Raw genomic sequence first — 24,886 nt, forward strand, 5'->3', positions numbered from 1 at the left:
CCATGGCACTGTCCCGCCGACAATTCCTGAGCGTAGCCGCCGCCGGCGCGGGCGCGATCCTCGTCGCACCGCAAATCGTGTTCGCGAACGTCGCGACCGACCGGCGTTTCGTGTTCGTGATCCAGCGCGGGGCGGCCGACGGCCTGAACATCGTCGTCCCGTATGCGGAGCCCGCGTATGCGTCGCTGCGCGGCCCGCTGGCGATCGACACGACGGCCGCGACGCGGCTCGACGGCACGTTCGCGCTGCATCCGTCGCTGGCGCAGACCGCGCAGCTGTACCGCGACGGGCAGGCGCTGTTCGTCCACGCGATCGCGTCGCCGTATCGCGACCGCTCGCATTTCGACGGCCAGAACGTGCTTGAAACCGGCGGCCGTGCACCCTACCAGGTGAGGGACGGCTGGCTGAACCGGCTCGCCGCGCTGCTGCCGGCGACGCGCGACAGCGCCATTGCATTTGCGCCGACCGTGCCGCTCGCCTTGCGCGGCACCGTGCAGGCCGCGTCGTATGCGCCGTCCGGATTGCCGGCCGCGCCGGACGACCTGCTTGCGCGCGTGTCCGCGCTCTACGAAGCCGACGCGCAGCTCGGCCCGCTGTGGCAGTCGGCGATGGAGGCACGCGGTCTCGCCGGCGATGCGCATGCGCGCCAGGACCCGGCCGGGGTCGGCAAGCTCGCCGCGACGTTTCTCGCGCGCGACGACGGCCCGCGGATCGCGATGATCGAGACGGGCGGCTGGGACACGCACAGCGCGCAGAACGCGCGGCTCGCGAATCAGTTGAAGGCGCTCGACACGATGCTCGCCGCGCTGCGCGACGGCCTCGGGCCCGTCTGGCAGCAGACCACGGTGCTGGTCGCGACCGAGTTCGGCCGCACGGCCGCGGTGAACGGCACGGGCGGCACCGATCACGGGCAGGCATCGGTTGCGATGCTCGCGGGCGGCGCGGTCGCCGGCGGCCGCGTGATCGCCGACTGGCCGGGGCTGCGGCCGGGCGACCTGTACGAAGGGCGCGACCTGAAGCCGACTGCGTCGCTCGACGCGCTGATCTCGGGCGCGGCTGCCGAAAGCCTGCGTCTCGATCCACGCCGCACCGCAGCCGCGTTGTTCGCGGAAAGCGGCGCGACGCGGCCGATGAGCGGCCTGATTCACGGGACTGCGTGACGCGGCGCATGCCGCGTTCGTGCCCGCCGACCGATTACACACACAACAGGGAGAATTGACGATGAAGATCCGATCCGCTTCGCTTGCCGTGCTGGTGAGCGCGAGTGCCGTGCTGATGTCCGCCTGCGTGGTCGAACCCGTGCGGCCGCCGCAGCCGGCGCCGCTCGTCGAAGTGGCGCCGCCGCCGCCCGCGCCTGGCTATCGCTGGGCGAAGGGCCATTACCGCTGGGCCGGCAATCACTGGGCGTGGGTGCCCGGGCACTGGGTGGGCGTGTACTGACCGGGCGTGATGTACGGCGTGGTGCGGATGCCGGCTACCACCCGATCCGGTGTTTCTCTTCCGTCTCGCGATGCCGCCAGTCGTCGTCCGCGTGCAGGTACTGGCTCGTCGTCGTGAGCGACACGTGGCCGAGGTTGTCGCGCACGAGCCGGAGGTCGACGCGGCCGTCGGCCATGTGCGAGCCTGCGCTGTGGCGCAGCCAGTGCGCGGACGCCTGTTCGAGCACCCGAGCCGCGTGTGCGCCGGCTTCGCCGTTCGCACGCAGCCGGTCGGCCGCGTGCCGGAACACCTGCTTCACGATCCTGTGCAGCGCCGCACGCGTGAGCGGCTTGCGCGCCTGGCCGACCGGCAGCACGAGCGGCGTGGGCTCGCCGTCCGACGGCAGCGCGGGCAGGCCATGCGCGCGCCGGTAGCGCGACAGTTCGGCCATCATCTCGCCGGTGGCCGGCACGAGCCGCTGCCGGCCGCCTTTGCCCGTGACGTCGAGCCACCAGCGGTCGTGTCCGTTCGCGTCGCGCCGGCAGAAGAACTGGCCCATCGTCGTATCGGCCGCTTCGGTGATGCGCAGCCCGCCGAGATACAGCAGCGTGAACAGCCAGCGTGCGCGATCCGCATGGAAGCACGCGCGCGCATCGTCGCGCGGCATCGCGGCGATCGCGTCCTTGACCGACTGCCATAGCGGCTGCCCGAGATGGCGCGTGACGCGCGGTGCGGGCCGGCGCTGCCGTTGCCGCGACAACGCGAGCGGGTTGCCGGCCAGATAGCCGGCCTGCACGAGCCACGAGAACATCACGTTCAGGATCACCAGCGCCTGCCGCTGGCTGGCCGCCGACAGCGGCCCGTAGAACGGCCGCCAGCGCGGATCGTCGCGTGGATGCTTGCGGCCGCCGTTTGCGCACCACAGGTCGGCCGGCGCGGGCGCGAGCAGGAACTGCCGGTAGACGACGAGATCCTCGTGCGTGAGCGACGACAGCGGCTTGCCGCACGCGATCACGGCCCACAGCAGCAGACGCTCGGCTTCCTTGCGGTAGTTCTGGAACGTGGTCGGTGTGTCGACGAAGCGCGCGAGCCAGGCGCGCACGGCGTCGAGATCGTTGGTCGCGGCGATCTGCGGATGCGCGCTGCCCGAACGGTTGGAGCCGGTGCGTCCGTCGAGCGAGGCCGGCACGGTCAGCGTATCGATCGGCAGCGGGCGCAGCGCGGCGTCGGACGGAACGGGTGAGGGCATGCGAAGGGAGGCGCGCTGCACGAACCGCGCGGGCACGGCCGGGCGGACGACGGCAGCGCGTCAATGCGTATCGGGAAGCGCCGATGGTACACGATCACCGCACGGTGAAACCGCCGTCGGAGGCGATCGACTGGCCGGTGACGAAGCGCCCGTTACCCCAGCGACAGCACACTGTTCAACAACATCCGCACCAGCGTGGCCTGCCGCGTGACACCGGTTTTCGAAAAGATCGCGCGCAGGTGCGAACGCGCGGTGTTCTTGCTGATTGCGAGTTCGTCGGCCGCTTCCTCGAGCGTTTGCCCGTTGACGAGCGCGAGTGCCAGCGCGGTCTCGGCCGGCGTGAGGTCGAACAGCTTGCGCACGATGTCGTGCGACGCCTGCGACTTGCGCTCGGCATCGCGGATGAAGATCGCGCACGCCGGCCGGCGCGGGTTGTCCTCGGACCACTCGCTCAACGGCACCGCACGGATCAGCACGCCGAGCCGCGGCTTGCCGGACGGGCGCGGCACCGCGATCGCGTGCGCGACCGACGGCGTGACGCCCGTGCGTTCCGCGAGCACCTGGCGGATCAGTTTCTGCAGCTTGCGGTCCTCCAGCGGATACGACGCTTCGAGCGTGCCGCCGCGCACGCGCAGGCCGTCGCATTCGGCGAAGATCTCGTCCGCGACGGAGTTGGTCCGCATGATCGTGCCGCGCTCGTCGAGAATCGCGGTGCCGACGAGCATGCGGTCGATCGTGCTGGCATACAGCGTGCGCTCGGATTCGACCATCCCGAACTTCGCGTGCAGCCGCACCGCGCGCTTCAGGTGCGGCAGCAGCGCGTTGCAGACGGCCTTGTCGGCTGTGGAGAACGCGTGGCCGCGATGCGAACGGCAGACGCGAAAGCGGCACTCGACGCCGTCGTGCGTGCGCAGGTCGGCGCCCATCAGATAGCCGACGTCGAACGGCTGCAGGAATTCCGCATACATCGCGCTGTTGCGCCACACGCCGACGCCGAGTAGTTCGTCGACGGTGACGACGCGATCGGCCGGCAGGTTCACGAACGGATCGAGTGCGTAGTAATAGTTGTTGTACGACGCGACGCCCGTCAGCGGTGCGCTCTCCTCGGACGCGTTGATCATCAGCCCTGTATGGCCGCTGGCCGGCCAGCGCAGGATCATCGTCACGTAGTTCGCGTGGAGGTGCACGCGGATCTGCTCGAGTGCGGCGCCCCACGGCACGTCCTCGAGCGGGCCTTCGTAGATTTTCGTGAGCAAAGCGTCGAACTGCTCGAGCGTCAGTTTCGATTGGGCAAGGTTCGGCGGCAGGGCCGGGGGCGCCGTGGTCATTCGGGTTGTCTCCTGTTTCGGCCGCCGGGTCGCGATGCGCTTGGCGTGCACGTTCGGCCACCGGCGGCGATACGCGCGGCGGCACCGGAACACGGTAACGTATCGGGATAGGCGCGACATCCCATAAATGAGGGGGGCGGGCACGTTCTGTAAGGTAATTGTGAACTTTCTCGCCGCGCCGGGCGTCTAATCGGCCCTCCAACGCTTCCAGAGGCACATCAGATGATTCACAAGACCCGAACGCTGCTTGGCGCGGCCGTCATTGCCGGCAGCACGCTCCTCGCCGGATGCCAGACCGACGCGGCCGCCACGGCACCGAATGCGGCCCGCCCGGCCGACGGCAAGCCGGTGACCAGGACCGTCTATGTCGCGCCGCAGTCCGCGCGCTGCATGGGCGTCGCGCCGATGGAGTGCCTGCAGGTGCGCAGCAGCCCGAGCGAGCCGTGGAGCCTGTGGTACGCGGGCATCGAAGGGTTCGCCTATCAGCCCGGTTACCTGTACACGCTTGAAATCGACGAATACCACGTCGCGCAGCCGCCGGCCGACGGTTCGTCGATCCGCTGGGTGCTCAAGCGCGTGGTCGAACGCCGTCAGGTGAACTGACGGCCGCGCTTACGCGGACGATCGTGCCGCCGCATGGGTCGGCGGTGCGGCCGTATCGATCCGCCGGAACACGGCGGACGACAGCAACGTGACGGCCCCCATGCACGCGAACGACAGCATGAATCCGTGCGCCATCGAGCCCCAATAGGCGGCGAACAGGTTCACGAGCCCGCCGCCGATCGACACACCCAGGGCCATCGCGAGCATCTGCATCATCGTGAACAGGCTGTTGCCGCTGCCGGCGTCGGCATGCGAGAGCCCCTTGAGCGTCACGCCGTTCATCGCCGCGAACTGCATCGAGTTCGCCGCGCCGAACACGATCAGCAGCACACCTTCGAGCACCGGCGCGGGCCGCGCCGACACCAGCGCGAATCCCGCGATCGCGCAGCCGACGATTGCCGTATTCACGACCAGAAACGCCGCATAGCCGAAGCGCTTCACGAGCGGCGCGATCCAGCGTTTCGCGATCACGCCTGCGATTGCGGCCGGCAGCATCATCAACCCCGATTGCAGCGGCGTATAGCCGAGCTGCACCTGCATCAGCAGCGGCAGCATGAACGGCACCGAACTCGTGCCGATCCGGCACAGCAGGTTGCCGAGCAGCCCGGAACCGAAATTCGGCTCGCGGAACAGCCCGAGCCGGAACAGCGGTTGCGCGCGCCGCCGCGCATGCGGCAGGTACGCGAGCGCGCTCGCGAGGCCGGCCACGGCAAGCCCGACCGCCCACGCGGCGCGATGCGCGGGCATGGGCGGGTCGATCGCGAGCGACAGCGCGATCATCGCGACCGACAGCAGCGCACAGCCGACGAAGTCGAACGGTGGCGGCTGCGTCGCCTGGTCGTGCGGCAGGTAGCGCTGCACCGCGATGAAACCGACTACGCCGACCGGCACGTTGACGATGAACACCCAGTGCCATGAAATCGCCTGCGTGAGCCAGCCGCCGAGCGTCGGCCCGACGATCGGGCCGAGCTGGCCGGCGATCGACACGAACGCGATCGCCGCGACGTACTGCTCGCCCGGCACGCGCCGCAGCACGGCGAGCCGCCCGATCGGCAGCAGCATCGAGCCGCCGATGCCCTGCACGGCGCGCGCAATGACGAGCTGGCCGAGCGTGTGCGACGCCGCGCAGCCGATCGACGCGAGCACGAACACGAGGATCGCGACGGAGAACACGCGGCGCGTGCCGAACCGGTCGGCGAGCCAGCCGGACGCCGGCGTGAGCATCGCCATCGTCAGCGTGTAGACGACCACGACCGGCTGCATCGCGAGCGGCGACGCATGCAGGCTTTGGGCGATCGAAGGCAGCGCGGTGTTGACGATCGTCGTGTCGAGCGACTGCATGAAGAATGCAGCGGCGACGATCCAGAGCAGCGCGGAGTGTGTGGGTTCCCGGGACATGGCGAAATCGGTGGTGCGAAAGCCCGGCGCAGGTGCGCCGGTGCGCGGTCGCGCGGCGCCTACCGGACTTCAAGCGCTCGATGGTACCGATTCCGGTGATCATCGGGAAGCCGCCTCAAGACATTGACTGTCATCGGAATTGCCGATGACAATGCGGAATGCTCAATCCCGTCTGGCTCAAGACCTTCGCGACCGTCACGAACTGCCGCAGCTTCACCGAAGCGGGGCGGCAGCTCGGGCTCAACCAGTCGAGCGTCAGCGAACACATCCGTCGCCTCGAAGAGAGCGTCGGCCGGCGGCTGTTCGTGCGCGACACGCATTCGATCGCGATGACGGCCGACGGCGAGGCGCTGCTCGTGCATGCGAACGTGATCCTGCAGGCGCTGAACCGCGCGGAATCGCAGTTCCGCAAGCCGCGGCTGCAGGGGCGTGTGCGGCTCGGCGCGTCCGACGACCTCGCGCTCGTCGCGCTGCCGGACGTGCTTGCCGGGTTCCGCGCTGCGCATCCCGACGTCGCGCTGGAAATCACCACCGGCATGACGAGCCGGCTCTACGAACTGATGGATGCAGGCGCGCTGGATCTGATGATCGGCAAGCGGCGGCTCGGCGAGCGGCGCGGCACGCCGCTGCTGCGCGCACGGCTCGAATGGGTCGCGCGGCCCGGCACCGTCGTCGACCTGGAGCGGCCGCTCCCGCTCGTGCTGGTGGCCGAGCCGAGCGTCACGCGCGCGGTGGTGCTGAATGCGCTCGCGGAAAAGGGGATCGGCTGGGAAGTCGTGTGTTCGAGCAGCAGCCAGCCGGGCTGCATCGCGGCCGCCCGTGCGGGGCTCGGGCTGACCGCGACGTCGCAATACCTGTCCGCGCGTGGCCTTGCGCCACCCGTGAACGGCGACGGGTTGCCCGTGCTGCCGGACGTCGAATTCATCGCGCTCGCCGCGAAGCGGCTGAGCCAGCCGGCCGGCACGCTGCTCGAGCTGCTCGAAACCAGCGACCTGCGCGCGTCGGGCGCGGACGCGTAACGCCGCTTGCGCCTGTGTTGCGTGCGGCGTGCCCGCGCCGCGCGTCGTCAGGCTGACCGCTTCTGCGAAATCACGAGCAGCGCGCCGTTCTTGTCCTCCAGCACCGCGCGGTATTCGTGCGGCCCGGCCTGCACGGGCACGCGCACCGATGCGCCGGCCTTCACGACCCGCGCCATGGCCGCATACAGGTCGTCGTCCTCGTCGACGCGCAGCGTGAGCGCCGCGCGCTCGACGATCTGCTCGTCGCCCGCGACCAGCGCGATCGTCAGCGGGCCGCCGTCGAGCGCGCAATAGCGGTCGCCGTCGCGGAACTTCACGTTCAGGCCCAGTCCGTCGACGAACAGCGGCAGCGCCGTGTCGATGTCGTCGACCGGATACAGCAGCATCGATACCTTCATTCCGGTTCTCCCTTGTCTTGATGAGGGCGGCGTGCAATGCGCCGCCGGTCGATGCTAGCGCGTCGCTCGCGCCGTCACGCAGTCCGATCGGATGACGGTGAAACCCCTCTGTCCCCGCCGGCATACAGATACTCCGAACAGATGATGCCCACGCCAGCCGGCGCGCCGACACTCCCATTCGTGGACCGTCGCTATTCGTCCGTATCGTGCGGGCGGGCCGCACGACCCCGACTCGTCCAACATACATGGAGACGCACGCAATGAAGTTTTCCCTCATCTACGAAGCCCAGACCACCGACGCATCGCGCGAGGGCGACCACCAGGTGTTCAAGGAGACGGTCGAGCAGGCGTTGCTCGCCGAGCAGGTCGGTTTCGACACGATCTGGTGCGTGGAGCACACGTCGCTGACCAACTATGCGCACATGAGCGCGCCGGAAACCTTCCTTGCCTACCTGGCCGGCCGCACGACGCGCATCGGCCTGGGCCACGGCGTCGTGTGCCTGCCGCCGGCGATGAACCACCCGATCAAGGTGGCGGAACGCGTCGCGCTGCTCGACATCCTGTCGGGCGGCCGCGTGCATTTCGGCGTCGGCAAGGGCGGCAGCCAGCAGGAAGCCGGCGCGTTCGGCTACGACCTCAACGAACTGCAGCCGATGATCGACGAATCGATGTATCTCGTGCCGAAGATGTTCGTGCAGGACGAGATCGAGCACGACGGCAAGTACATCAAGATCCCGAAGCGCCCGATCCACCCGAAGCCGTTCCAGGATCCGCACCCGCCGATGTACCTCGCGTGTACGAACACCGATGCGCTGCTGCGCGCCGGCCAGCGCGGGATGGGCGCGCTGGTGCTCGGTTTCGGAGGCCCCGACGAAGTCGCGAAGAAGAACGCCGTCTACCGTGAAGCGTGGGCGAACCGCAAGCCGGAAGACCAGGTCGGCTTCCGCCCGACCCAGCACCTCGCGGCGCTGTGCCCGACGGTCGTGATGGCCGACGGCCAGGCGGCCCGCAAGATCGGCATCCGCGGCCAGCGCTACTTCATGGAATCGCTCGCGTACTGGTACACGGGCGGCGAGCGTCCGGACCCGGCGAAGTGGGGCGACGATCTCGTGCAGGCCGACACCGGCGAGATGGTGATCCGCTCGCGCTTCGCGTCGGAGGAAGTCGTCGTGAACTTCGCCGACCCGGCGCTCGCGATGATGAACCCGAACCACGCGTACGGCACGGTGGACGACTGCATCGGCTATGTCGGCCGCCTGCAGGAGGCCGGCGTCGACGAAGTGCTGTTCCTGTGCCAGATGGGCACGGTGCCGCATGAAGCGCAGATGGAGACCATCCGCAACATCGGCGAGCACGTGATCCCGTTCTTCAACCGCGAGAAGGAACGCGCCTGCGCGTGATGCATGAGGCCGCGCCCGTCGTCCCGTCCGGTCGGACGATGCGGCGCGGTCGCGCGAAGCCGACCATCGGTGGTGGCGAGCATCGCCCGCGGCCAGGCCGCGCCGAACAACTTTGAACGAGAGCGGGGCGGGTGCCACGGCGCAGCCCCCGTTCCACAGGAGACATTCGTGCATCGCGACAACGATTCGAACGCATTGGCTGCCACGCTGATCGCCCGGGCCGAGGCACTGGCGCCGATACTGGCCGGCCGCGCCGCGCAGGCGGAAGCGCAGGGCCGCATCCCCGCCGAGACGATCGCCGACATGCAGGCCGCCGGCTTCTTCAAGGTGCTGCAGCCGAAGCGCTACGGCGGCCACGAGCTCGATCCGCAGGCCTTCTTCGACATCCAGATGGCGCTCGCGCGCGGCTGCATGTCGACCGCGTGGGTGTACGGCGTCGTCGGCGTGCACAACTGGCAGCTCGCGCTGTTCGACGAACGCGCGCAGCAGGACGTATGGGGCCACGATCCGGCGACGCTGATCGCGTCGACCTACATGCCGGTCGGTCGCGTGACGCCGGTCGACGGCGGCTTCCGCCTGTCGGGCCACTGGAAGTTCTCGAGCGGCAGCGAACTGTGCGAATGGGTGTTCCTCGGTGCGCTGGTGCCGCCGGCCGAAGCCGGCCAGCCGCCTGAATACCGGACCTTCCTGCTGCCGAAATCCGACTACCGGATCCAGCAGGACTGGGACGTGCTCGGCCTGCGCGCGACCGGCAGCCACGACATCGTCGTCGACGACGCGTTCGTGCCTGCGTACCGCACGCACAAGGCGATCGACGGGATGATGGGCACGAGCCCCGGTCTCGCCCTCAACGACGCGCCGCTGTTCAAGCTGCCGTTCGCGCAGATCTTCGTGCGCGCGGTGTGCACGTCGTGCATCGGCGCGCTGCAGGGCGCGCTCGACGATTTCACCGGCTATGCGGCAACGCGCGTGTCCGCGAACAGCGGCGCGAAGACGACCGACGATCCGGGCGCGCAGAACGCGTGTGCGAACGCGGCCGTCGCGATCGACGAGATGAAGGTGCTGCTCAAGCGCAATTTCGCGGAACTGATGGCGTCGGTGACCGGCGGGCCGGCCGTGTCGATCGAGCGTCGCGTGCATTTCCGTTACCAGTCCGCACAGGTCGCCGAGCGCTGCGCGCAGGCCGCGAATACGCTGCTGCGCTATGCGGGCGGCAACGGCATCTATCACCGCAATCCGCTGGTGCGCCGCTTCCTCGATCTGCATGCGGCCCGCGCGCACTACGCGAACAACGTGGACCGCTTCGGCCAGAACCTCGGCGCGGTGATGCTCGGCCGCGAAAACACGGACTTCTTCATCTGACGAGGCCGTGATGAACGACACGCAAGCACAGCAATACACGTTCGACGTGGTCGTCGTCGGCTCGGGCGCGGGCGCGCTGCTCGCCGCGTGCCGCGCGGCCGACCACGGGTTGTCCGTCGTCGTGATCGAGAAGACGGCGCTGTATGGCGGCACGTCGGCCGTTTCGGGCGGCGGCATCTGGATTCCGTGCAACCACCATATCGCCGAACTCGGTGCGACCGATTCGCGCGAAGCCGCGCGCGGCTATGTCGACGCGTGCGTGGCCGGCGCGTCGACACCCGAGCGGCTCGACGCGTATCTCGATCGCGCGCCGGAGATGCTGCGCTATCTGGAATCGAAGACACCCGTGCGCTTCCAGGCGTTGCCGAAATACGCGGACTATTTCCAGAAGCTGCCGGGCGCGATGCCGGGCTATCGCGCGCTCGATCCGATGCCGTTCGACGGCGGGCTGCTCGGCGACGAGTTCGACCGGCTGCGGCCGCCGTCGCCCGGCACGCTGATCTTCGGGCGTCTCGCGGTGACGTCGAAGGAAGCGCACACGCTGTTTGCGCGCGGCCCCGGCTTCATGACGCTCACGATCAGGCAGTTCGGCCGCTACTGGCTCGATTTCGGCATGCGCCGACGCACGCGGCGCGACCGGCGCCTGACGCTCGGCAACGCGTTGATCGGCGGCTTGCGTCGTGCGCTGCTCGACCGCAGCGTGCCCGTGTGGCTCGACACGCCGATGCGCGACCTGCTCGATGTGGACGGCCGCGTGACGGGCGTGCGCGCGCAACGCTTCGGGCAGCCGGTGACGATCGCCGCGCGGCACGGCGTGATCCTCGGCGCGGGCGGCTTCGAGCGCAACCAGCCGATGCGCGAGCGCTACCTGCCGCAGCCGACCCAGGCGCAGTGGAGCGCGACGCCGCCGTCCAACACCGGCGACGCGATCGCCGAAGGCCACCGGCTCGGCGGCGCGCTGGATTTGATGGAGCACGTGTGGGGTGTGCCGACGGTCCGCGTCGCGGGCGAGGAGAAGCAGCGCGGGCTGTTCGTCGAACGCAACCTGCCGGGCTGCGTGATCGTCAACGGTCTCGGCAAGCGCTTCGTCAACGAAGCCGCGCCGTATTCGGAATTCGTGCCCGCGATGTATCGCGACCATGCGCGCACCGGCGTGACCGTGCCCGCGTGGATGGTGTTCGACGCGCGCTTTCGCCGCAAGTATCCGTGCGGGCCGGTCATGCCGGCGTCGATGATGCCCGATGCGCGGATTCCGCAAGCGTTTCGCGAGGTACTCGTGAAGGCCGACACGATCGATGCGCTTGCCGCGAAGATCGGTGTCGACGCGGCCGGCCTGCACGACACGCTGCGCGACATGGCGCGTTACGCGGCCATCGGCGTCGACGAAGCGTTCGGCAAGGGCGACAACGCGTTCGACACCTACTACGGCGATCCGCGCAATACGCCGAACCCGTGTCTCGGGCCGGTCGACGAAGCGCCGTTCTACGCGGCGCGGGTCGATGCGGGCGATATCGGCACGAAGGGCGGGCTCGTCACCGACGTGCACGCCCGCGTGCTGCGTGCCGATGGCGAGCCGATCGACGGCCTCTACGCGATCGGCAACACCAGCGCATCGGTGATGGGCACGAGCTACCCCGGCGCGGGCTCGACGCTCGGTCCGGCGATGACCTTCGGGTATCTCGCCGCCGACCACCTGGCTGCTCGCGCAGCCGAGGCCGGAGGCCGGCAGGCCCGGCCATCCACGACTGAACTTGACGGAGTCCGATCATGAGCGATCTCACCAACCATCCACTGCGCACCGACATGCTGCTCGCGATGCGCCGCCTCGCGCGCTCCGTCACGGTCATCAGTAGCACGCACGACGGCCGGCGCTACTCGATGTCCGCGACGGCGGTCGATTCGTTGTCGACCGATCCGCCTTCGCTGCTGATCTGCATCAACCGCACCGCGTCGCTGTATCCACCGCTCGATGCGGGCGCGCCGTTCTGCGTGAACGTGCTGTCCGCGCGGCACGAAGGCATCGCGATCGACTGCAGCGGCCGCCTGAAGGGCGAGGCGCGCTTCACGACCGGCGACTGGGATACGTCGCCGCACGGCGTGCCGTATCTGCGCGATTCGCAGGCAAGCCTCGTGTGCGAGCAGGACGGCCGTTTCGAATACGGCACGCATACGGTGTTCATCGGGCGCATCCGCGAGGTGCTGATGAGCGGTGACGTCGATCCGCTCGTCTATCTCGACGGCGCGTATACGACGCCCGGCGCGCCGGTGGCCCGTGTGGCCGCGTGACGCAAGGATCTGGCCATGAGCGATCCACGCTTCCACCGGCTGACCGTGGCCGAAGTGATTGCCGAAAGCGACGACGCGTGTTCGTTCGTGTTCGACGTACCGGCCGGGCTACGTGATGCATTCACGTACCGGCCCGGGCAGTTCCTGACGCTGAACGTGCCGTGTGCGGACGCGACCGTCGCGCGCTGCTATTCGCTGTCGAGCGCACCCGGCATCGACGCGGCGCCGAAGATCACCGTCAAGCGCGTGCGCGACGGCCGCGCGTCGAACTGGCTGTGCGACCGCGTGAAGGCAGGCGACGCGCTCGACGTGCTGCCGCCGGCCGGCGTGTTCACGCCACGCACGCTCGACGGCGACCTGCTGCTGTTCGCGGGCGGCAGCGGCATCACGCCGGTGCTGTCGATCCTGAAATCGGCGCTCGTGCGCGGGCGCGGGATGCTGACGCTGATCTATGCGAACCGCGACGAACGCTCGGTGATTTTCCGCGACGAGCTGCAGCAGCTCGCGCAGCGTCATCCGGGCCGCGTGCGCGTGATCCACTGGCTCGACAGCGTGCAGGGGATTCCGCAGCAGCGTCACCTCGAGGAGCTCGCGCGGCCGTTCAGCCAGCAGGAGACGTTCATCTGCGGGCCCGCGCTGTTCATGGAGAACGCGCTGGCCGCGATGCTCGGCCTCGGGTTGCCGCGTGCGCGCGTGCATGTCGAGCGATTCGCGTCGCTGCCCGATGCGCCGGCGCAGGCCGACACCGCGGCGCAAGCCGCGGCAACGGCGGCGTCCGGCGACGGCGCGGCGATCGAGACGGTGCTCGACGGCGACGCATTCGCGTTCGACAGTGCGCCCGGCGAAACGCTGCTCGATGCGATGCTGCGTGCGGGTGTCCCTGCGCCGAATTCCTGCCGGATGGGGCAATGCGGCGCGTGCATGTGCCGGATCGAGCGCGGCGAGGTCGTGCTCGACAGCAACCACGTGCTCGACGACGACGAGATTGCGGCCGGCTGGACGCTCGCCTGTTGCGCGCGGCCCGCGAGCGATGCGCTGCGCGTGGTGTTTCCCGACTGAGCCGTGCCGCGCCGGCGGCGCGCACGGCAACCTTGATCTATGACGATGGACAACGAAATCCTGACCACGCCCGCGCTGATCGCGCGGGCTGCCGCGCGCCACGGCACGCATCCGGCGATCGAGTCGGAGCACGGCCGGCTGACCTACGCGGAACTCGATGCCGCACGACTCGATGCGGCCCGTGCGCTGCTGGCGAGCGGTATCGACGCCGGCGACCGTGTGGCGGTCTGGGCGCCGAACCTGCCGCAATGGATCGTCGCGGCGCTGGCGATCCATACGGTCGGCGCGATTCTCGTGCCGGTCAATACGCGAATGAAGGGGATGGAGGTCGGCGGCATCCTGCACGACGGCGGCGTGCGGCTGCTGTTCTGCTGCGGCACCTTCCTCGGCGAATCGTATCCGGCGATGCTCGCGCCGCACCGGCCTGCGATGCTCGAGCGCGTTGTCGTATTCGACGGCGAACCGCCTTCAGGCGCGCGCGACGAGACCTGGAACGCATTTCTCGCACGCGGCGCGGCGGTGCCGCTTGCCGCGGTGCGCGAACGCGAGGCGCAGGTCACGCCCGACACCGTGATGGACCTGATGTTCACGTCCGGCACGACGGGCCGCCCGAAAGGCGTGATGACCGCGCACGGCCAGAACCTGCGCGCCGCGCAGGCGTGGGCGGCGATCGCGGGTGTACGGCAGGACGACCGCTACCTGATCGTCAATCCGTTTTTCCACACGTTCGGCTACAAGGCCGGCTGGCTCGCCGCGCTGTCGAGCGGCGCGACCGTGCTGCCGCATCTCGTGTTCCAGCCGGCCGACGTGCTGCGGCGCGTGGCCGACGACCGCGTGTCGGTGTTGCCCGGCCCGCCGACGCTGTACTACGCGCTGCTCGACGCGCCCGATCGCGCGACGCGCGACCTGTCGTCGCTGCGGATCGCGGTGACGGGGGCGGCGGCGATCGCTCCGAGCCTGATCGAGCGGATGCGTGCGGAGCTCGGCTTCGAGACGGTGCTGACCGGCTACGGACTGACCGAATCGTGCGGCTTCGCGACGTTGTGCCGTCAAGGCGACGATGCGGAGACGGTTGCCTATACGTCGGGCCGGCCGATGCCGGGCGTCGAGCTGCGCATCGCGGGGCCGGGCGGCGTGCCGCTCGGGCCGGACGAGACCGGCGCAATCTGGGTGCGCGGCTACAACGTGATGCGCGGTTACTTCAACCAGCCGGACGCGACGCGCGAGACCGTCGATGCCGATGGCTGGCTTCATACCGGCGATCTCGGCTGCGTCGATGCGAACGGCAACCTGAAGATCACCGACCGCATCAAGGACATGTTCATCGTCGGCGGCTTCAATTGCTATCCGGCGGAGATCGAGCGGCTGCTCGCCGCGCATCCGGCGATCGCGCAGGTCGCGCTGGTCGGCGTGCCCGATACGCGCCTCGGCGAGGTCGGTCACGCGTATGTCGTACTGCGCCCGGGCGCGCAGGCCGATGCCGATGCGCTGAACGACTGGGCGCGCAGCAACATGGCGAACTACAAGGTGCCGCGCTTTTTCACGTTCGTCGAGCAACTGCCGACGAGCGCGGCGGGGAAGGTGCTGAAGTACCGGCTGCGCGCAGCGACCGAGGCGGCGGCCTGAGCGATGAAGCGACACATGAACGGGATGAACGCATGAACGACAACGGATTTCCGCCGGGCGCGGTACTCGTGTTCGGCGGTAGCGGCGGGATCGGGCAGGGCGTCGCGCTCGAATTTGCGCGCGCCGGCGTACCGGTCGCGGTGGGCTATCGCAGCAAGGCCGACGTCGCCGAGCGCGTCGCGCGCGACGTTCGCGGCGAAGGCGCGGCGGCCACCACGCACTGCGTGGACGTGACCGATCCCGCGCAGGTCGATGCCGCGCTCGCGGCCGCGATCGACGCGCATGGTCGCGTGCACACGGTCGTGTGGGCCGCCGGCCCGTTCGTGAACCAGCGCCATATCGGCGACATGACGCACGACGACTGGCGCCGCGCGATCGATGTCGAGACGATCGGCTTCTTCGTGGCCGCGAAGGCTGCGCTGCCGCATTTCCGCGCATCGGGCGGCGGGTCGTTCGTGACGCTCGGCTCGGCCGGACACCTGCGCTGGCCCGATCGCGACGGGCTGTCGGTCGCGCCGAAGGCGGCGAACGAGGCGCTGGTCAAGGGGCTGGCGCGCGAGGAAGGGCGTTACAACATTCGCGCGAATTCGATCCTGGTCGGCGTGATCGAGGCCGGGATGTTTCCGGTGCTGCTCGAACAGGGGCAGTTCGACCAGGCGTGGATCGACGAGACGCAGAAGATGCTCGCACTGAAGCGCTGGGGGAAGGCGCACGACGTCGGGCGGGCGGCCGTGTTCCTGGCGTCGGATCGGGCTGATTATGTGACGGGGCAGCAGTTGAATGTTTCCGGGGGGTACGGGCTGTAGCTGTCGCGCGGCCGACCGATCGTGCCGGACGGGCCGCTCGTTGCGAGCGGCCTTTGCATTGGCGGGCCGGTCATGCCTGCGGTATCGCGGCGCACGCCGGCATGACCGGACCGATGCCTTCCGTCGCCGACTCAGCGCGATCCCGAGGTGCGCTGCGACAGGAATGCGGCTGCGTTTCTGCCCAGCGCGATACCTGGTTGCTCCACGAAGCGGTGGATGAGCGGGGATACCAGCAGCGAGCCCGGCAACGCAACGGCCAACAGGACGATCGTCCTGATGTTGCCGTGTGCCGCCAGGCGGGGAAACTCGCCCGACAGCACCAATCCGGTCAACGCGATGAAGAAGCCGTGAAAAAGATACATGCCGTACGAGGCATCCGATAGCGCATGGGCATGCCGGCCGCCGAGGCGGTTCGCGACGGGTTGCAGCAGCGACGACACCGGTTTCCGGTTGACCGTCAGCGCGTATAGCGACGCGGAAATGACCGGAAGGAGCCACGACTGGGCAGCGTAGCTCGACGTTTGAGCGAACGGCAGCAGCAACGCCAGCATGCCGATCAGGATCGTGGCGGTTTTGTCCGTGCCGAACGGAATCTCGGCGATCAGCATGCCGGTCACGAACAGCGAGAGCTTCAACGGCAGGAAGCCCGGCTCCGGAAACACGCCGGCGAGCGCGTGGCTTGCCGCGAGCGCGAGGGCGGCCAGTACGATCGACGCCGTCAGCGGGCCGACTTTCCGCATCAGCAGATAGAGCAGCGGGAACGCGAGATAGAACTGCATCTCGAGGCTGAGGCTCCAGTCGGGCAGCATGGTCGCAAACGTGTATTTCGGTATCGCTCCGAAAACGAACGTGACATGGGCGAGCAGATTGGCCGCGGTGAACCTGATCGTGTACGGATCGTAAATGCCGCCGCTTCCCCAGAATCCGGGGTTCATCGACTGGAGTGCCTTGTAGCCGTCGAAAAAGGGCGCCGATGCGAGGACCGCGAACGCGAGCGACAGGTAATAGGCCGGTGCGATGCGGAAGTACCGGCGGATATAGAACCGGGCCCAGGTGGCGGGGTGCGTCATGGGCTCGATCGACTCTCGTCGGCGGGCGTTGTAGGCCATCAGAAAGCCTGAGATCGTCATGAACAGATCGACGGCGATCTTCGGGTCCGGTATCGCGGTGAGCGTCCACCCGCCCCAGATCATGCAGTGGGCGATGACGACCCAGGTTGCGGCAATGCCGCGCAAGCCGTTCAGATAGGGAACGTCGCTCGGCATGTTGAAGTCACGGGGAAGCGGGGTGCGCGGTTGCGCACCCGTGTTGTTCTGATGGGTCGTCACTGATGTATCGGCTAAAGCTTCAGGATCACGCAACCGATGTAGTCGGAATGATCCGGGGACAGTTCAACGATCTGCGCGATGCCTTCGATCGCCTGCGAGACGCTGAAGGTATCCGTTCGATCCGAAATCTTGAAGTCGCGCCCGACGACGTGGAAGTTCCACTGGTGGAAGCCTTCCCAGTTCTCGTTCAGCGCCTCGTTCGCTGCATGCTCGGTCGCGATGAAGCCACCGGGTTTCGTCACGGCGATCATCTGCCGAAACGCTTCGACCGGATTGTAGCTGTGGTCAAGCGTGTTCTTCGCATAAGTCAGGTCGAACGTGTCGGCCGGGAACATCGTGGTCAGGCACTCGCTTTCGCACTGCCGGGTTTTGATGAGGGGAAGCCCTGAGGGGAAATTCAGGCGGCTGTACAGGTCACCCAGCGCATCGACGGCGGTGATGTCCAGCGGCAGGCCGTTCATCTTCTTGCCCAGCACCGTCATCGGGCCGGCGCCCACGTCGAGGATCTTCGGATTCGGGATGCCGTTCAGCAGTGCGGCCATCCACTGATGTACTTCGGTGTCGGGGTTGATGCGGAACTGAAAGTCTTCTGGCCACGCACCGCCCTTTGTCTCCAACCACTTCGACCAGAATTCGATTTCGTTATCGATTCCGCTAGACCACTGCAATTTTTGCATTGTGTCCGTCCAGAGGGTATGGACGGACGATTCTATCATCCGCTGGCAGGCTGTCATCGGGCGACGAAATTTTGGGTGTTGCGAGGATCCGCGCGGTAATCGGAGGCCTTTCCGGATGGGGATGGAATACAGGATTGTGATTCCTGGTGCCGTGAGCACGGCACTGGATATCGGACAAAAATGCCCGCTCGGACAAGCGGGCTTTGGAGTCACCCAAGTCGCCTCAGTTGTCTTGGACGTTAACGTCGCCGGTTTGCGCGATCTTCGTTAGCACGCGTTTCTGGTAGGCGTACCACGATGTCAGGCATTCCTTGTCGCGACAATTCTTCTCGCGGAAGTTCCACTGTTTGCGTGTTCGATCCACGAAGGCCGACTTGTCGACGACGGCATCTTTTGCTTGTTGGTATGTCGCGGCAAGATCGCGGTCGGACGCAGCGAGATCCGGATCGTGGCAGATGAGAAATTCTGGAATGGACTTGGCTTTTGTACAGTCGAAGCTTGTTTGCTGCAGAGCGGAAGTCGTTGCGTCGCTTGCAGATTGGCTTGCCACTGGCTGAGCGGCAGGCAGGGTTGATGGTGTCGAGAGTGCGGGCATTGCCGACTGTTGAGCTTGATTCGATGTTGGCGTGCGTTGACCATAGGGTGTTAGTTGCCCTGCCATTGCATCTTCGATCATCGCACCGATCAGGGAGTTAGGTACAACCCGTATAGTTTCGGTTTTCAGAATCGAGTCGCCGGCCATGGTTTGCGACTTGGCAAAATTACAGGGCGCCGAACAAGTAATACGATTAGAAATGTTCGGATTGTCTTCGTCGACCAAGAGCAGAATATAGTTGCCATCCCTAACGCCGACGTAGCGCATCATGACAAGCGCCTTCGCCGCTTTTCCTGCCCGTACGTCATCTTCACTAAGCGCAGGCTCGTAACCATACGTGCCATCTTGGCTCATTGCATAGTTGTGTGAAGGGGGCTGCGGCACACGAGCTACAGCTGGAGACGGTTGCAGTGGCGTGGAGGTGTCGCTTGACGTACTGGGGCTCGCCGCTGACGACGGAGCACTGTTGTCGGATTGCTTCGAATTGCAACCGATTACAAGGGTTGCAGCCAATAGAATAAGTGCTATTTGTTTCACAATTCCCCCGATAGTCGATTGATATTATTAATTTCCGATGGTTTTCCCGGATATGCGAGGTGAAATGTATCGCCCGCAATTTTTTGGTGGCGGTGTGGATTTCTAAATCAACCTGTCTTGGTCAATGGATTGTACCAAGGCACTATGTTCGGATGCGAATACAAAAATTCGGTAAATCTGCATGCCGCGATTGCGTTTGCATGAGAACACACCGGCATCCGTATTCACCCTGACTCGCCGGGCAAGCTTGCGCAGCGACCTCGCACGCGCTCCGTGCGAGGTCGCACCTTTGCAACGCTTCTTCGATGCATGCCGCCACGTGTGCCCGGCGGTAACGGTGACGAACCCGCGCTGACGGCCGCCCGGCCTTGTTCTGCGCGCATCGCGATATCGATGCGTGCGCACACAATCGCGCGCGGCAGGCTTGCGCGCCGAATATCGATGCGTTCCTGAAACATTTCCCCCTGTTTCGCGCTGTGCGATCGCGCGTGTTGACCCGCGACGCTTGCCACGCGTGGGTTTGCGTTATATGGCACGTGCCTTGCGATTGACCCGGTGCCGCCTGTGCAGACGAATCTCGCCAGAACGATCAGTGCATCGGCGGCGTGGAGCGACATCGAAACAAACGGGGAATCGGATCGGGTCGCGGGCGCCGCGTGTCACGGCGCATGCGCCGCGCATGATGTATCGGTCATGCGCACGGCGCACCGCGTTCCCGATCCGTCGAACAGCAAGCGTGCTTGCAAGGTGTCGTGCCGGGGTTCGCACCGCGCATCGCGACGAAGGCCGCGGGCGCGACGCGTCGCACCCGGCACAAGTCGGGGGAGGCGCCCGTGAAAACGACAGTGAACCAATGGGCAGCGGTCGCGGTGATGTTCGTCGCGAGCGCGCACGCGCAGGAAATTTACCTGCAGGGCGGCACGCAAGGCGTCGGCATCGGGGCTGCCGTGAGCTTCAATTCGATGCTGGGTGCGCATGCCGATTTCAATGCGATCGACCTTTCGCATGACTTCACGGTGGCCGGCAATCGCTATCAGGACGACCTGAAACTGCGCCAGGGCGGCTTGTACGCGGACATCTTTCCGTGGCACGGCAGCGGTTTCCGGGCGACGATCGGGCTGCGCTTCAACGACGACGAGCTGCGCGGCGTGTCGGTGCCGACCAACGGGACCTACGTGTTCGGCGGCAAGCGCTATCCGGCGCTGCCGGGGATGTACGCGGTGGCGGAAGCGCGCTATCCGACCGTGATGCCGTATGTCGGGATCGGCTACGGGCACCGGCCGGCGTCGAAGGGGCTTGGATTCGTCGCCGATATCGGTGTCGCGTACGGGATCCCGAAGTGCTCGTACACGCTGTCGCCCGAACTGGCTGCCGCGGCCGGGCCGGCGAAGAGTCAGGTCCTGGTCGCGAGCGGGCTCGATGAACTGCGACAGGTGATGTCGCGATATCGGTGGTATCCGGTCTTGCAGATCGGGATTTCGTACCGGTTCTGAGCGGATGCGCGGTCGCCGTACTTTCCGGGTACGGTATTGCCGGCAAGGCCGTGCCGGCGGTTGCCCGCAATCCGGGAGCCGCCATCGGATCCGCCGGCAAGCTGCGCGGCCGGCGGCTGTTTCCGTATGCGACGCATCAATGGTATCCGGCGACTTTCTCGGGTTCGGCTCGGGCCGTTTGCTTGTCGCTCGTGATCGCAACCGCGCCGCTGCGATCGTCGGTGTTCCCCATCGATCTGTCTCGAAGGCGAATATAAGGTTGTTCGATGAACGTGTAGGTCAGGGTCGCGAATGCGTAGTACAGGCAGACAAGCGTGATGTAGAGCGCGGCCGTCGCGAGTTGCCCGTCAATGGAGATGCCGCGACTGGCAAAGAGACCGAGCCCGAGCGTCAGCATGCAGATGTGACCGAGATACAGCGAATACGAAATCTTGCTGGTCCAGCCGATGAAACGGTCGAACAGACGGCTGCCGGATGTGCGAACCTGCATCGCTGCGGGCAGCAGCGCGGCGATGACGACCGACAGCATCGGGAAGAACATCACACGCAGGAGGCCGTTGCCGGCGAGATAGGGCGCACCGAACGCGAAATAGAACGTCAGGCCGACAAACAACGCCAGCGGCATTTTCCAGGACTTCGCGAAACGGGCGAACATCGCGGGCCGCTCGATGCGCAGATAGGCGGCAATGACGCCGATGAACAGCGAGTCGAGGCGGCAGATCACGATGGATCGCACGTAACGATCGACATCGGCCAGCGATTGCGCGTGCCAGCCGAAATAGATCCGGGCGCAGAGCGGCAGCACGATGAATGCGGCGCAGGTCGCGAGCAATGCACGCCCGTTCGTCCTGAGTACCGTGAGCGCGGCAAGAAACGCGCACGGCAGCAGCAGATAGAACCATTCTTCGACGGCGAGGCTCCACGAGTGCTCGAAGAACGGCGCCATCGGCCAGGCCAGGTTCTGCAGGAACAGGAAGAACGGCCACGCGACGTCGAGGGTGGCCGGGCCGTGGTAGTCGAACCGAAGATAGACGAGCAGGAAGAACGCATAAAGCGGCAGCGTTCGTGCCCAACGACGTTTCCAGAAATCGAGAATGTCGCGCGGCGCCCGGAGCTTGCCGGTTTTGTATGACTTGATGAGTATGCTGCCGATGAGAAAGCCGCTCAGCACGTAGAAGATCTCGACGCCGATGGTCCCTTGAGCCCAGAAATACCACTTCAGCCACGCGGGCGGTGTGCCATGCGCGACCGTGTGACAGGCCAGCACAAGCAGGACGGCGACCGAGCGCAGTACATCCAGTCCGAATACACGCTGGCTTGGGGAGGAAGGGGCGTACTTCGTCATCGGTGAAAGAGGCGGTTGGACGGCGAAGTTTAACAAAAGTGCCTGCGGTGAATTCTCCGGCCCGGCAGCCGCGACAAGGCCGCGCCGGCGGTGGCAGCCCGTTCGTTCACATTGGGAACAAGGGCGCGATCGTCTTCCGGGACGCAATCCGGCCGATGCCCGGACCGTACGACCTCGCGGCAGCCGCTCGCGCCGCACCCTGCCACCGGATCCCCGTCCGGCACACCGTTCGCGCCGCCACCCCGGCTTTTTCCCGCCGCTTCTCTCGTCCCAACAGACGATGTAACGCCACCCCCGACCGGCCAGAATCCTTACACGAACAACGGATTCTGAACCAGGAGGAGGCCGACATGATCGATGTCCGTGCGCTTGGCTACGTCGTCGTCGAGGCGACGCGCGTCGATGCGTGGCGCCGCTACGCGGAAGACGTGCTGGGCATGCAGGCGCTCGATGCGCCCGACGGTGCGTTGTACCTGAAGATGGACGAGCGTGATTTCCGCTACGTGATCGTCCCCGGCGCGACCGACCGCTATTTCGCGTCGGGCTGGGAATTGCCCGACGGCGCCGCATTCGACGCCGCGCTGGCGGCACTGCAGCGCGCGGGCGTCGAGCCGGTGCGCGCGACGCGCGACGAAGCCGCGCTGCGCCGCGTGCAGGCGATGGCGTGGTGTAGCGACCCGTCCGGCAACCGCCACGAGCTGTACTGGGGCGCGCGCTGCGACTTCCGCCGCTTCGTGTCGCCGCTGGGCGTCGCACGGTTCGTCACCGGCGACATGGGGCTCGGCCACGCGGTGCTGCCCGCACCGCAGTTCGATGCGACCGACGCGTTCGTGCGCGGCGTGCTCGGCTTCGAGCTGTCCGACATCTACCGCGTGAAGTTCACGCCCGATCCGGCCGAACCGGAAAAGCGCATCCATTTCATGCACTGCCGCAACGCGCGCCATCACAGCCTCGCGCTGTTCGAGATGGCCGTGCCGTCGGGTTGCGTGCACGTGATGACCGAAGTCGACTCGATGGACGAAGTGGGCCGCGCGCTGGATCGCGTCGCCGCGCACGACGTGAAGATGTCCGCGACGCTCGGCCGCCACTGCAACGACCAGATGATCTCTTTCTACATGAAGACCCCCGGCGGCTTCGATCTCGAATACGGCTTCGGCGGCCTCACGGTCGACTGGTCGAAGCACGCGGTGTTCGAGGCCACCAAGGTGAGCCAGTGGGGCCACGATTTCAGCATCGGATACCGGTAAGCCAGCACGATGACGATGAAACCTCTCGACAAGACGATGTCCGCGCGCGACGTGGTCGCGCAACTCGCCGACGGCATGACGATCGGCATCGGCGGATGGGGGCCGCGGCGCAAGCCGATGGCGCTGGTGCGCGAAATCGCGCGCTCGAACCTGAAGGACCTGACGATCGTTGCGTACGGCGGCGCCGATGTCGGCCTGCTGTGCGCGGCCGGCAAGGTGCGCAAGGCGGTGTTCGGCTTCGTGTCGCTCGACGTGATCCCGCTCGAGCCGCATTTCCGCCGCGCCCGCGAACAGGGCCGTATCGACGTGCTCGAACTCGACGAAGGGATGTTGCAGCTCGGCCTGCGCGCGGCGGCCGCGCGCCTGCCGTTCCTGCCGACGCGCGCCGGGCTCGGCACCGCGCTGCTCGATCACGCGCCGCAATTGCGCACGGTGCAATCGCCGTACGACGACGGCGAGACGCTGCTCGCGATGCCGGCGATCGAACTCGACGTCGCGCTGCTGCACGTGAATGCGGCCGACCGGATGGGCAACACGCGCATCGACGGCCCCGATCCGTTCTTCGATGCGTGGATGGCGCGCGCCGCGCGGCGCTGCTACGTGTCGTCGGAAACGGTCGACGCATCGCTTGCGAGCGAAGACCTCGATGCCGCCAAACGCAACCCGTTCGAGCGCTCGCTCGTCAACGGCGTCGTGCACGCGCCGGGCGGCGCGCACCCGACGTCGTGCGGGCCGGCCTACGGCTGGGACCTGCCGCACCTGCGCGCGTACTGCGCCAGCGCGGAAGACGATGCGAAAACGGCGGCGTACCTGCGCGACGTGGTCGGCCAGGACGAACGCCAGTACCTCGAAGGCGTCGGCGGGCTGTCGCACGTGACGACGCTGCCGTTGCCGATTCTGTAAAGGAGCGCCTGTGAGCGAATCTCTCGACCATTCCCTCGCGGAACTGATGATCGTCGCGTCCGCGCGACTCTGGCGCGACGACGGCGAAGTGCTGGCGACCGGCATCGGCACGGGTCCGCGGCTCGCGGCCGGCCTCGCGCGGCTCGCGTACAACAGCGGGCTGATGCTGACCGACGGCGAAGCGTATCTCGTCGAGGAGCCGGTGCCGCTCGGCCCGCGCCCCGACGGCTATCGCGTGAAGGCGAGCGGCTGGATGACCTACGAGCGCGTGTTCGACTGCCTGTGGCACGGCCGCCGCCATGCGCTCGTGATGCCGACGCAGATCGACCGTTTCGGCCAGGCCAACATCTCGTGGCTCGGCGACGACTACGACCGCCCGAAAACCCAGCTGCTCGGCGCGCGCGGCTTCCCCGGCAACACGACGAACCACGCGAACTCGTTCTTCGTCAGCGGCCACGGCAAGCGCACGTTCGTCGACGGCGAAGTCGACATGGTGTGCACGGTCGGCTACAACCCGGCGCGCCGGCTGCCGGGGATGAAGACCTTCGTCGACCTGCGCAGCATCGTCACCGACCTGTGCGTGATGGATTTCGGCGGCCCCGACCATGCGATCCTTGTGCGTTCGCTGCACCCCGGCGTGAGCTTCGACGAAGTGCAGGACGCAACGGGCTTCCCGTTGATCGCCGCACCCGAGATCGGCACGACGGCGCCGCCGAACGCGGAGGACCTGCGCATCGTGCGCGCGCTCGATCCGCACAACCTGCGCGCGACGATCGTGCGCAACAATCCGGCGCCGCGCCGGGGATGA

General features: G+C 67.2%; 23 protein-coding genes. 15 read left to right on the forward strand and 8 right to left on the reverse strand.

Features of this window, described 5'->3' with window-relative positions; genetic code table 11:
- Positions 1–2: 2 nt before the first annotated feature.
- A complete protein-coding gene (locus tag ACWMMN_RS23360) occupies positions 3–1,160 on the forward strand; it encodes a DUF1501 domain-containing protein (protein WP_486424013.1) in 1,158 nt (385 codons plus the stop codon).
- 61 nt (positions 1,161–1,221) lie between these two features.
- Entirely contained in the window at positions 1,222–1,440 is a 219-nt protein-coding gene (locus ACWMMN_RS23365) for a YXWGXW repeat-containing protein (protein WP_059240407.1), read from the forward strand.
- A gap of 34 nt (positions 1,441–1,474) precedes the next feature.
- On the opposite strand, the gene ACWMMN_RS23370 is transcribed toward ACWMMN_RS23365, so the two are convergent.
- Together ACWMMN_RS23370 and ACWMMN_RS23375 are read right to left on the reverse strand one after the other, a co-directional pair.
- Positions 1,475–2,668: a tyrosine-type recombinase/integrase gene (locus ACWMMN_RS23370; RefSeq protein ID WP_059240981.1), complete on the reverse strand. Its 1,194-nt coding sequence runs from the start codon at positions 2,666–2,668 to the stop codon at positions 1,475–1,477.
- 152 nt (positions 2,669–2,820) lie between these two features.
- Positions 2,821–3,996: a helix-turn-helix transcriptional regulator gene (locus ACWMMN_RS23375; RefSeq protein ID WP_059240408.1), complete on the reverse strand. Its 1,176-nt coding sequence runs from the start codon at positions 3,994–3,996 to the stop codon at positions 2,821–2,823.
- A gap of 222 nt (positions 3,997–4,218) precedes the next feature.
- On the opposite strand from ACWMMN_RS23375, the gene ACWMMN_RS23380 reads away from it, so the two are divergent.
- On the forward strand, positions 4,219–4,599 hold the full coding sequence (locus ACWMMN_RS23380; protein ID WP_059240409.1) for a DUF4377 domain-containing protein: 381 nt from the start codon (positions 4,219–4,221) through the stop codon (positions 4,597–4,599).
- Between the two features lie 9 nt (positions 4,600–4,608).
- Here the strand turns inward: ACWMMN_RS23380 and ACWMMN_RS23385 are convergent, their stop codons facing one another.
- Positions 4,609–5,997, reverse strand: coding sequence for a DHA2 family efflux MFS transporter permease subunit (locus tag ACWMMN_RS23385; RefSeq protein ID WP_486424014.1), 1,389 nt, complete (start codon positions 5,995–5,997; stop codon positions 4,609–4,611).
- Between the two features lie 158 nt (positions 5,998–6,155).
- Here ACWMMN_RS23385 and ACWMMN_RS23390 point away from each other — a divergent pair, with 158 nt between their 5' ends.
- Positions 6,156–7,016: a LysR family transcriptional regulator gene (locus ACWMMN_RS23390; protein WP_059240411.1), complete on the forward strand. Its 861-nt coding sequence runs from the start codon at positions 6,156–6,158 to the stop codon at positions 7,014–7,016.
- 47 nt (positions 7,017–7,063) lie between these two features.
- On the opposite strand, the gene ACWMMN_RS23395 is transcribed toward ACWMMN_RS23390, so the two are convergent.
- Positions 7,064–7,414, reverse strand: a complete 351-nt coding sequence (locus ACWMMN_RS23395; RefSeq protein WP_047903137.1) for a VOC family protein — start codon at positions 7,412–7,414, stop codon at positions 7,064–7,066.
- A 260-nt stretch (positions 7,415–7,674) separates the two neighbouring features.
- On the opposite strand from ACWMMN_RS23395, the gene ACWMMN_RS23400 reads away from it, so the two are divergent.
- The 7 genes from ACWMMN_RS23400 (at position 7,675) to ACWMMN_RS23430 (ending at position 15,953) form a co-directional block, all read left to right on the forward strand.
- Positions 7,675–8,814, forward strand: coding sequence for an LLM class flavin-dependent oxidoreductase (locus ACWMMN_RS23400; RefSeq protein ID WP_059240412.1), 1,140 nt, complete (start codon positions 7,675–7,677; stop codon positions 8,812–8,814).
- A gap of 168 nt (positions 8,815–8,982) precedes the next feature.
- Positions 8,983–10,176 (forward strand): acyl-CoA dehydrogenase family protein, encoded by a 1,194-nt coding sequence (locus tag ACWMMN_RS23405; protein WP_174991180.1) that lies wholly within the window; start codon positions 8,983–8,985, stop codon positions 10,174–10,176.
- A gap of 10 nt (positions 10,177–10,186) precedes the next feature.
- The gene (locus tag ACWMMN_RS23410; protein WP_486424015.1) at positions 10,187–11,947 is read left to right on the forward strand and encodes an FAD-dependent oxidoreductase; all 1,761 of its coding nucleotides are present in this window, start codon (positions 10,187–10,189) and stop codon (positions 11,945–11,947) included.
- Complete coding sequence (locus tag ACWMMN_RS23415; RefSeq protein WP_059240415.1) at positions 11,944–12,462, forward strand: flavin reductase family protein; 519 nt, start codon at positions 11,944–11,946, stop codon at positions 12,460–12,462. The genes ACWMMN_RS23410 and ACWMMN_RS23415 overlap by 4 nt, the downstream gene beginning before the upstream one ends.
- A gap of 15 nt (positions 12,463–12,477) precedes the next feature.
- Entirely contained in the window at positions 12,478–13,521 is a 1,044-nt protein-coding gene (locus ACWMMN_RS23420) for a ferredoxin--NADP reductase (protein ID WP_174991179.1), read from the forward strand.
- Positions 13,522–13,560: 39 nt separating this feature from the next.
- Positions 13,561–15,147 (forward strand): FadD3 family acyl-CoA ligase, encoded by a 1,587-nt coding sequence (locus ACWMMN_RS23425; RefSeq protein WP_486424016.1) that lies wholly within the window; start codon positions 13,561–13,563, stop codon positions 15,145–15,147.
- 32 nt (positions 15,148–15,179) lie between these two features.
- Positions 15,180–15,953: an SDR family NAD(P)-dependent oxidoreductase gene (locus ACWMMN_RS23430; RefSeq protein ID WP_059240418.1), complete on the forward strand. Its 774-nt coding sequence runs from the start codon at positions 15,180–15,182 to the stop codon at positions 15,951–15,953.
- Between the two features lie 131 nt (positions 15,954–16,084).
- Here ACWMMN_RS23430 and ACWMMN_RS23435 read toward each other — a convergent pair whose 3' ends face one another.
- The 3 genes from ACWMMN_RS23435 to ACWMMN_RS23445 all read right to left on the reverse strand — a co-directional run bounded on the left by ACWMMN_RS23435 (position 16,085) and on the right by ACWMMN_RS23445 (position 18,907).
- On the reverse strand, positions 16,085–17,281 hold the full coding sequence (locus tag ACWMMN_RS23435) for an acyltransferase family protein (RefSeq protein ID WP_233464091.1): 1,197 nt from the start codon (positions 17,279–17,281) through the stop codon (positions 16,085–16,087).
- An 11-nt stretch (positions 17,282–17,292) separates the two neighbouring features.
- A complete protein-coding gene (locus tag ACWMMN_RS23440; RefSeq protein ID WP_486424017.1) occupies positions 17,293–17,958 on the reverse strand; it encodes a class I SAM-dependent methyltransferase in 666 nt (221 codons plus the stop codon).
- Positions 17,959–18,181: 223 nt separating this feature from the next.
- Positions 18,182–18,907 carry a lysozyme inhibitor LprI family protein gene (locus tag ACWMMN_RS23445; protein ID WP_486424018.1) on the reverse strand — a complete coding sequence of 242 codons (726 nt, stop codon included), beginning with the start codon at positions 18,905–18,907 and terminating at the stop codon, positions 18,182–18,184.
- Positions 18,908–19,842: 935 nt separating this feature from the next.
- Here ACWMMN_RS23445 and ACWMMN_RS23450 point away from each other — a divergent pair.
- Positions 19,843–20,583 carry a hypothetical protein gene (locus tag ACWMMN_RS23450; protein WP_486424019.1) on the forward strand — a complete coding sequence of 247 codons (741 nt, stop codon included), beginning with the start codon at positions 19,843–19,845 and terminating at the stop codon, positions 20,581–20,583.
- Between the two features lie 136 nt (positions 20,584–20,719).
- On the opposite strand, the gene ACWMMN_RS23455 is transcribed toward ACWMMN_RS23450, so the two are convergent.
- Entirely contained in the window at positions 20,720–21,964 is a 1,245-nt protein-coding gene (locus tag ACWMMN_RS23455) for an acyltransferase family protein (RefSeq protein WP_486424020.1), read from the reverse strand.
- A 314-nt stretch (positions 21,965–22,278) separates the two neighbouring features.
- Here ACWMMN_RS23455 and ACWMMN_RS23460 point away from each other — a divergent pair, with 314 nt between their 5' ends.
- The 3 genes from ACWMMN_RS23460 to ACWMMN_RS23470 are packed head-to-tail and all read left to right on the forward strand — an operon-like array spanning position 22,279 to position 24,886.
- Entirely contained in the window at positions 22,279–23,175 is an 897-nt protein-coding gene (locus tag ACWMMN_RS23460) for a VOC family protein (RefSeq protein ID WP_059240422.1), read from the forward strand.
- Positions 23,176–23,184: 9 nt separating this feature from the next.
- Positions 23,185–24,078 (forward strand): CoA transferase subunit A, encoded by an 894-nt coding sequence (locus tag ACWMMN_RS23465; protein WP_486424021.1) that lies wholly within the window; start codon positions 23,185–23,187, stop codon positions 24,076–24,078.
- A 10-nt stretch (positions 24,079–24,088) separates the two neighbouring features.
- On the forward strand, positions 24,089–24,886 hold the full coding sequence (locus tag ACWMMN_RS23470; RefSeq protein ID WP_486424022.1) for a CoA-transferase subunit beta: 798 nt from the start codon (positions 24,089–24,091) through the stop codon (positions 24,884–24,886).

It is taken from the genome of Burkholderia cepacia complex sp. TUM26381 (genome assembly GCF_057439935.1).

What these genes read in the sequence shown, in the direction of transcription:
- ACWMMN_RS23365 (WP_059240407.1), top strand. Translation starts at nt 1,222, where the DNA reads ATGAAGATCCGATCCGCTTCGCTTGCCGTGCTGGTGAGCGCGAGTGCC.
- ACWMMN_RS23385 (WP_486424014.1), bottom strand. Translation starts at nt 5,997, where the DNA reads ATGTCCCGGGAACCCACACACTCCGCGCTGCTCTGGATCGTCGCCGCT.
- ACWMMN_RS23420 (WP_174991179.1), top strand. Translation starts at nt 12,478, where the DNA reads ATGAGCGATCCACGCTTCCACCGGCTGACCGTGGCCGAAGTGATTGCC.
- ACWMMN_RS23460 (WP_059240422.1), top strand. Translation starts at nt 22,279, where the DNA reads ATGATCGATGTCCGTGCGCTTGGCTACGTCGTCGTCGAGGCGACGCGC.
- ACWMMN_RS23370 (WP_059240981.1), bottom strand. Translation starts at nt 2,668, where the DNA reads ATGCCCTCACCCGTTCCGTCCGACGCCGCGCTGCGCCCGCTGCCGATC.
- ACWMMN_RS23390 (WP_059240411.1), top strand. Translation starts at nt 6,156, where the DNA reads ATGCTCAATCCCGTCTGGCTCAAGACCTTCGCGACCGTCACGAACTGC.
- ACWMMN_RS23400 (WP_059240412.1), top strand. Translation starts at nt 7,675, where the DNA reads ATGAAGTTTTCCCTCATCTACGAAGCCCAGACCACCGACGCATCGCGC.
- ACWMMN_RS23360 (WP_486424013.1), top strand. Translation starts at nt 3, where the DNA reads ATGGCACTGTCCCGCCGACAATTCCTGAGCGTAGCCGCCGCCGGCGCG.
- ACWMMN_RS23415 (WP_059240415.1), top strand. Translation starts at nt 11,944, where the DNA reads ATGAGCGATCTCACCAACCATCCACTGCGCACCGACATGCTGCTCGCG.
- ACWMMN_RS23395 (WP_047903137.1), bottom strand. Translation starts at nt 7,414, where the DNA reads ATGAAGGTATCGATGCTGCTGTATCCGGTCGACGACATCGACACGGCG.
- ACWMMN_RS23410 (WP_486424015.1), top strand. Translation starts at nt 10,187, where the DNA reads ATGAACGACACGCAAGCACAGCAATACACGTTCGACGTGGTCGTCGTC.
- ACWMMN_RS23430 (WP_059240418.1), top strand. Translation starts at nt 15,180, where the DNA reads ATGAACGACAACGGATTTCCGCCGGGCGCGGTACTCGTGTTCGGCGGT.
- ACWMMN_RS23380 (WP_059240409.1), top strand. Translation starts at nt 4,219, where the DNA reads ATGATTCACAAGACCCGAACGCTGCTTGGCGCGGCCGTCATTGCCGGC.
- ACWMMN_RS23375 (WP_059240408.1), bottom strand. Translation starts at nt 3,996, where the DNA reads ATGACCACGGCGCCCCCGGCCCTGCCGCCGAACCTTGCCCAATCGAAA.
- ACWMMN_RS23425 (WP_486424016.1), top strand. Translation starts at nt 13,561, where the DNA reads ATGACGATGGACAACGAAATCCTGACCACGCCCGCGCTGATCGCGCGG.
- ACWMMN_RS23440 (WP_486424017.1), bottom strand. Translation starts at nt 17,958, where the DNA reads ATGCAAAAATTGCAGTGGTCTAGCGGAATCGATAACGAAATCGAATTC.
- ACWMMN_RS23445 (WP_486424018.1), bottom strand. Translation starts at nt 18,907, where the DNA reads ATGAGCCAAGATGGCACGTATGGTTACGAGCCTGCGCTTAGTGAAGAT.
- ACWMMN_RS23465 (WP_486424021.1), top strand. Translation starts at nt 23,185, where the DNA reads ATGACGATGAAACCTCTCGACAAGACGATGTCCGCGCGCGACGTGGTC.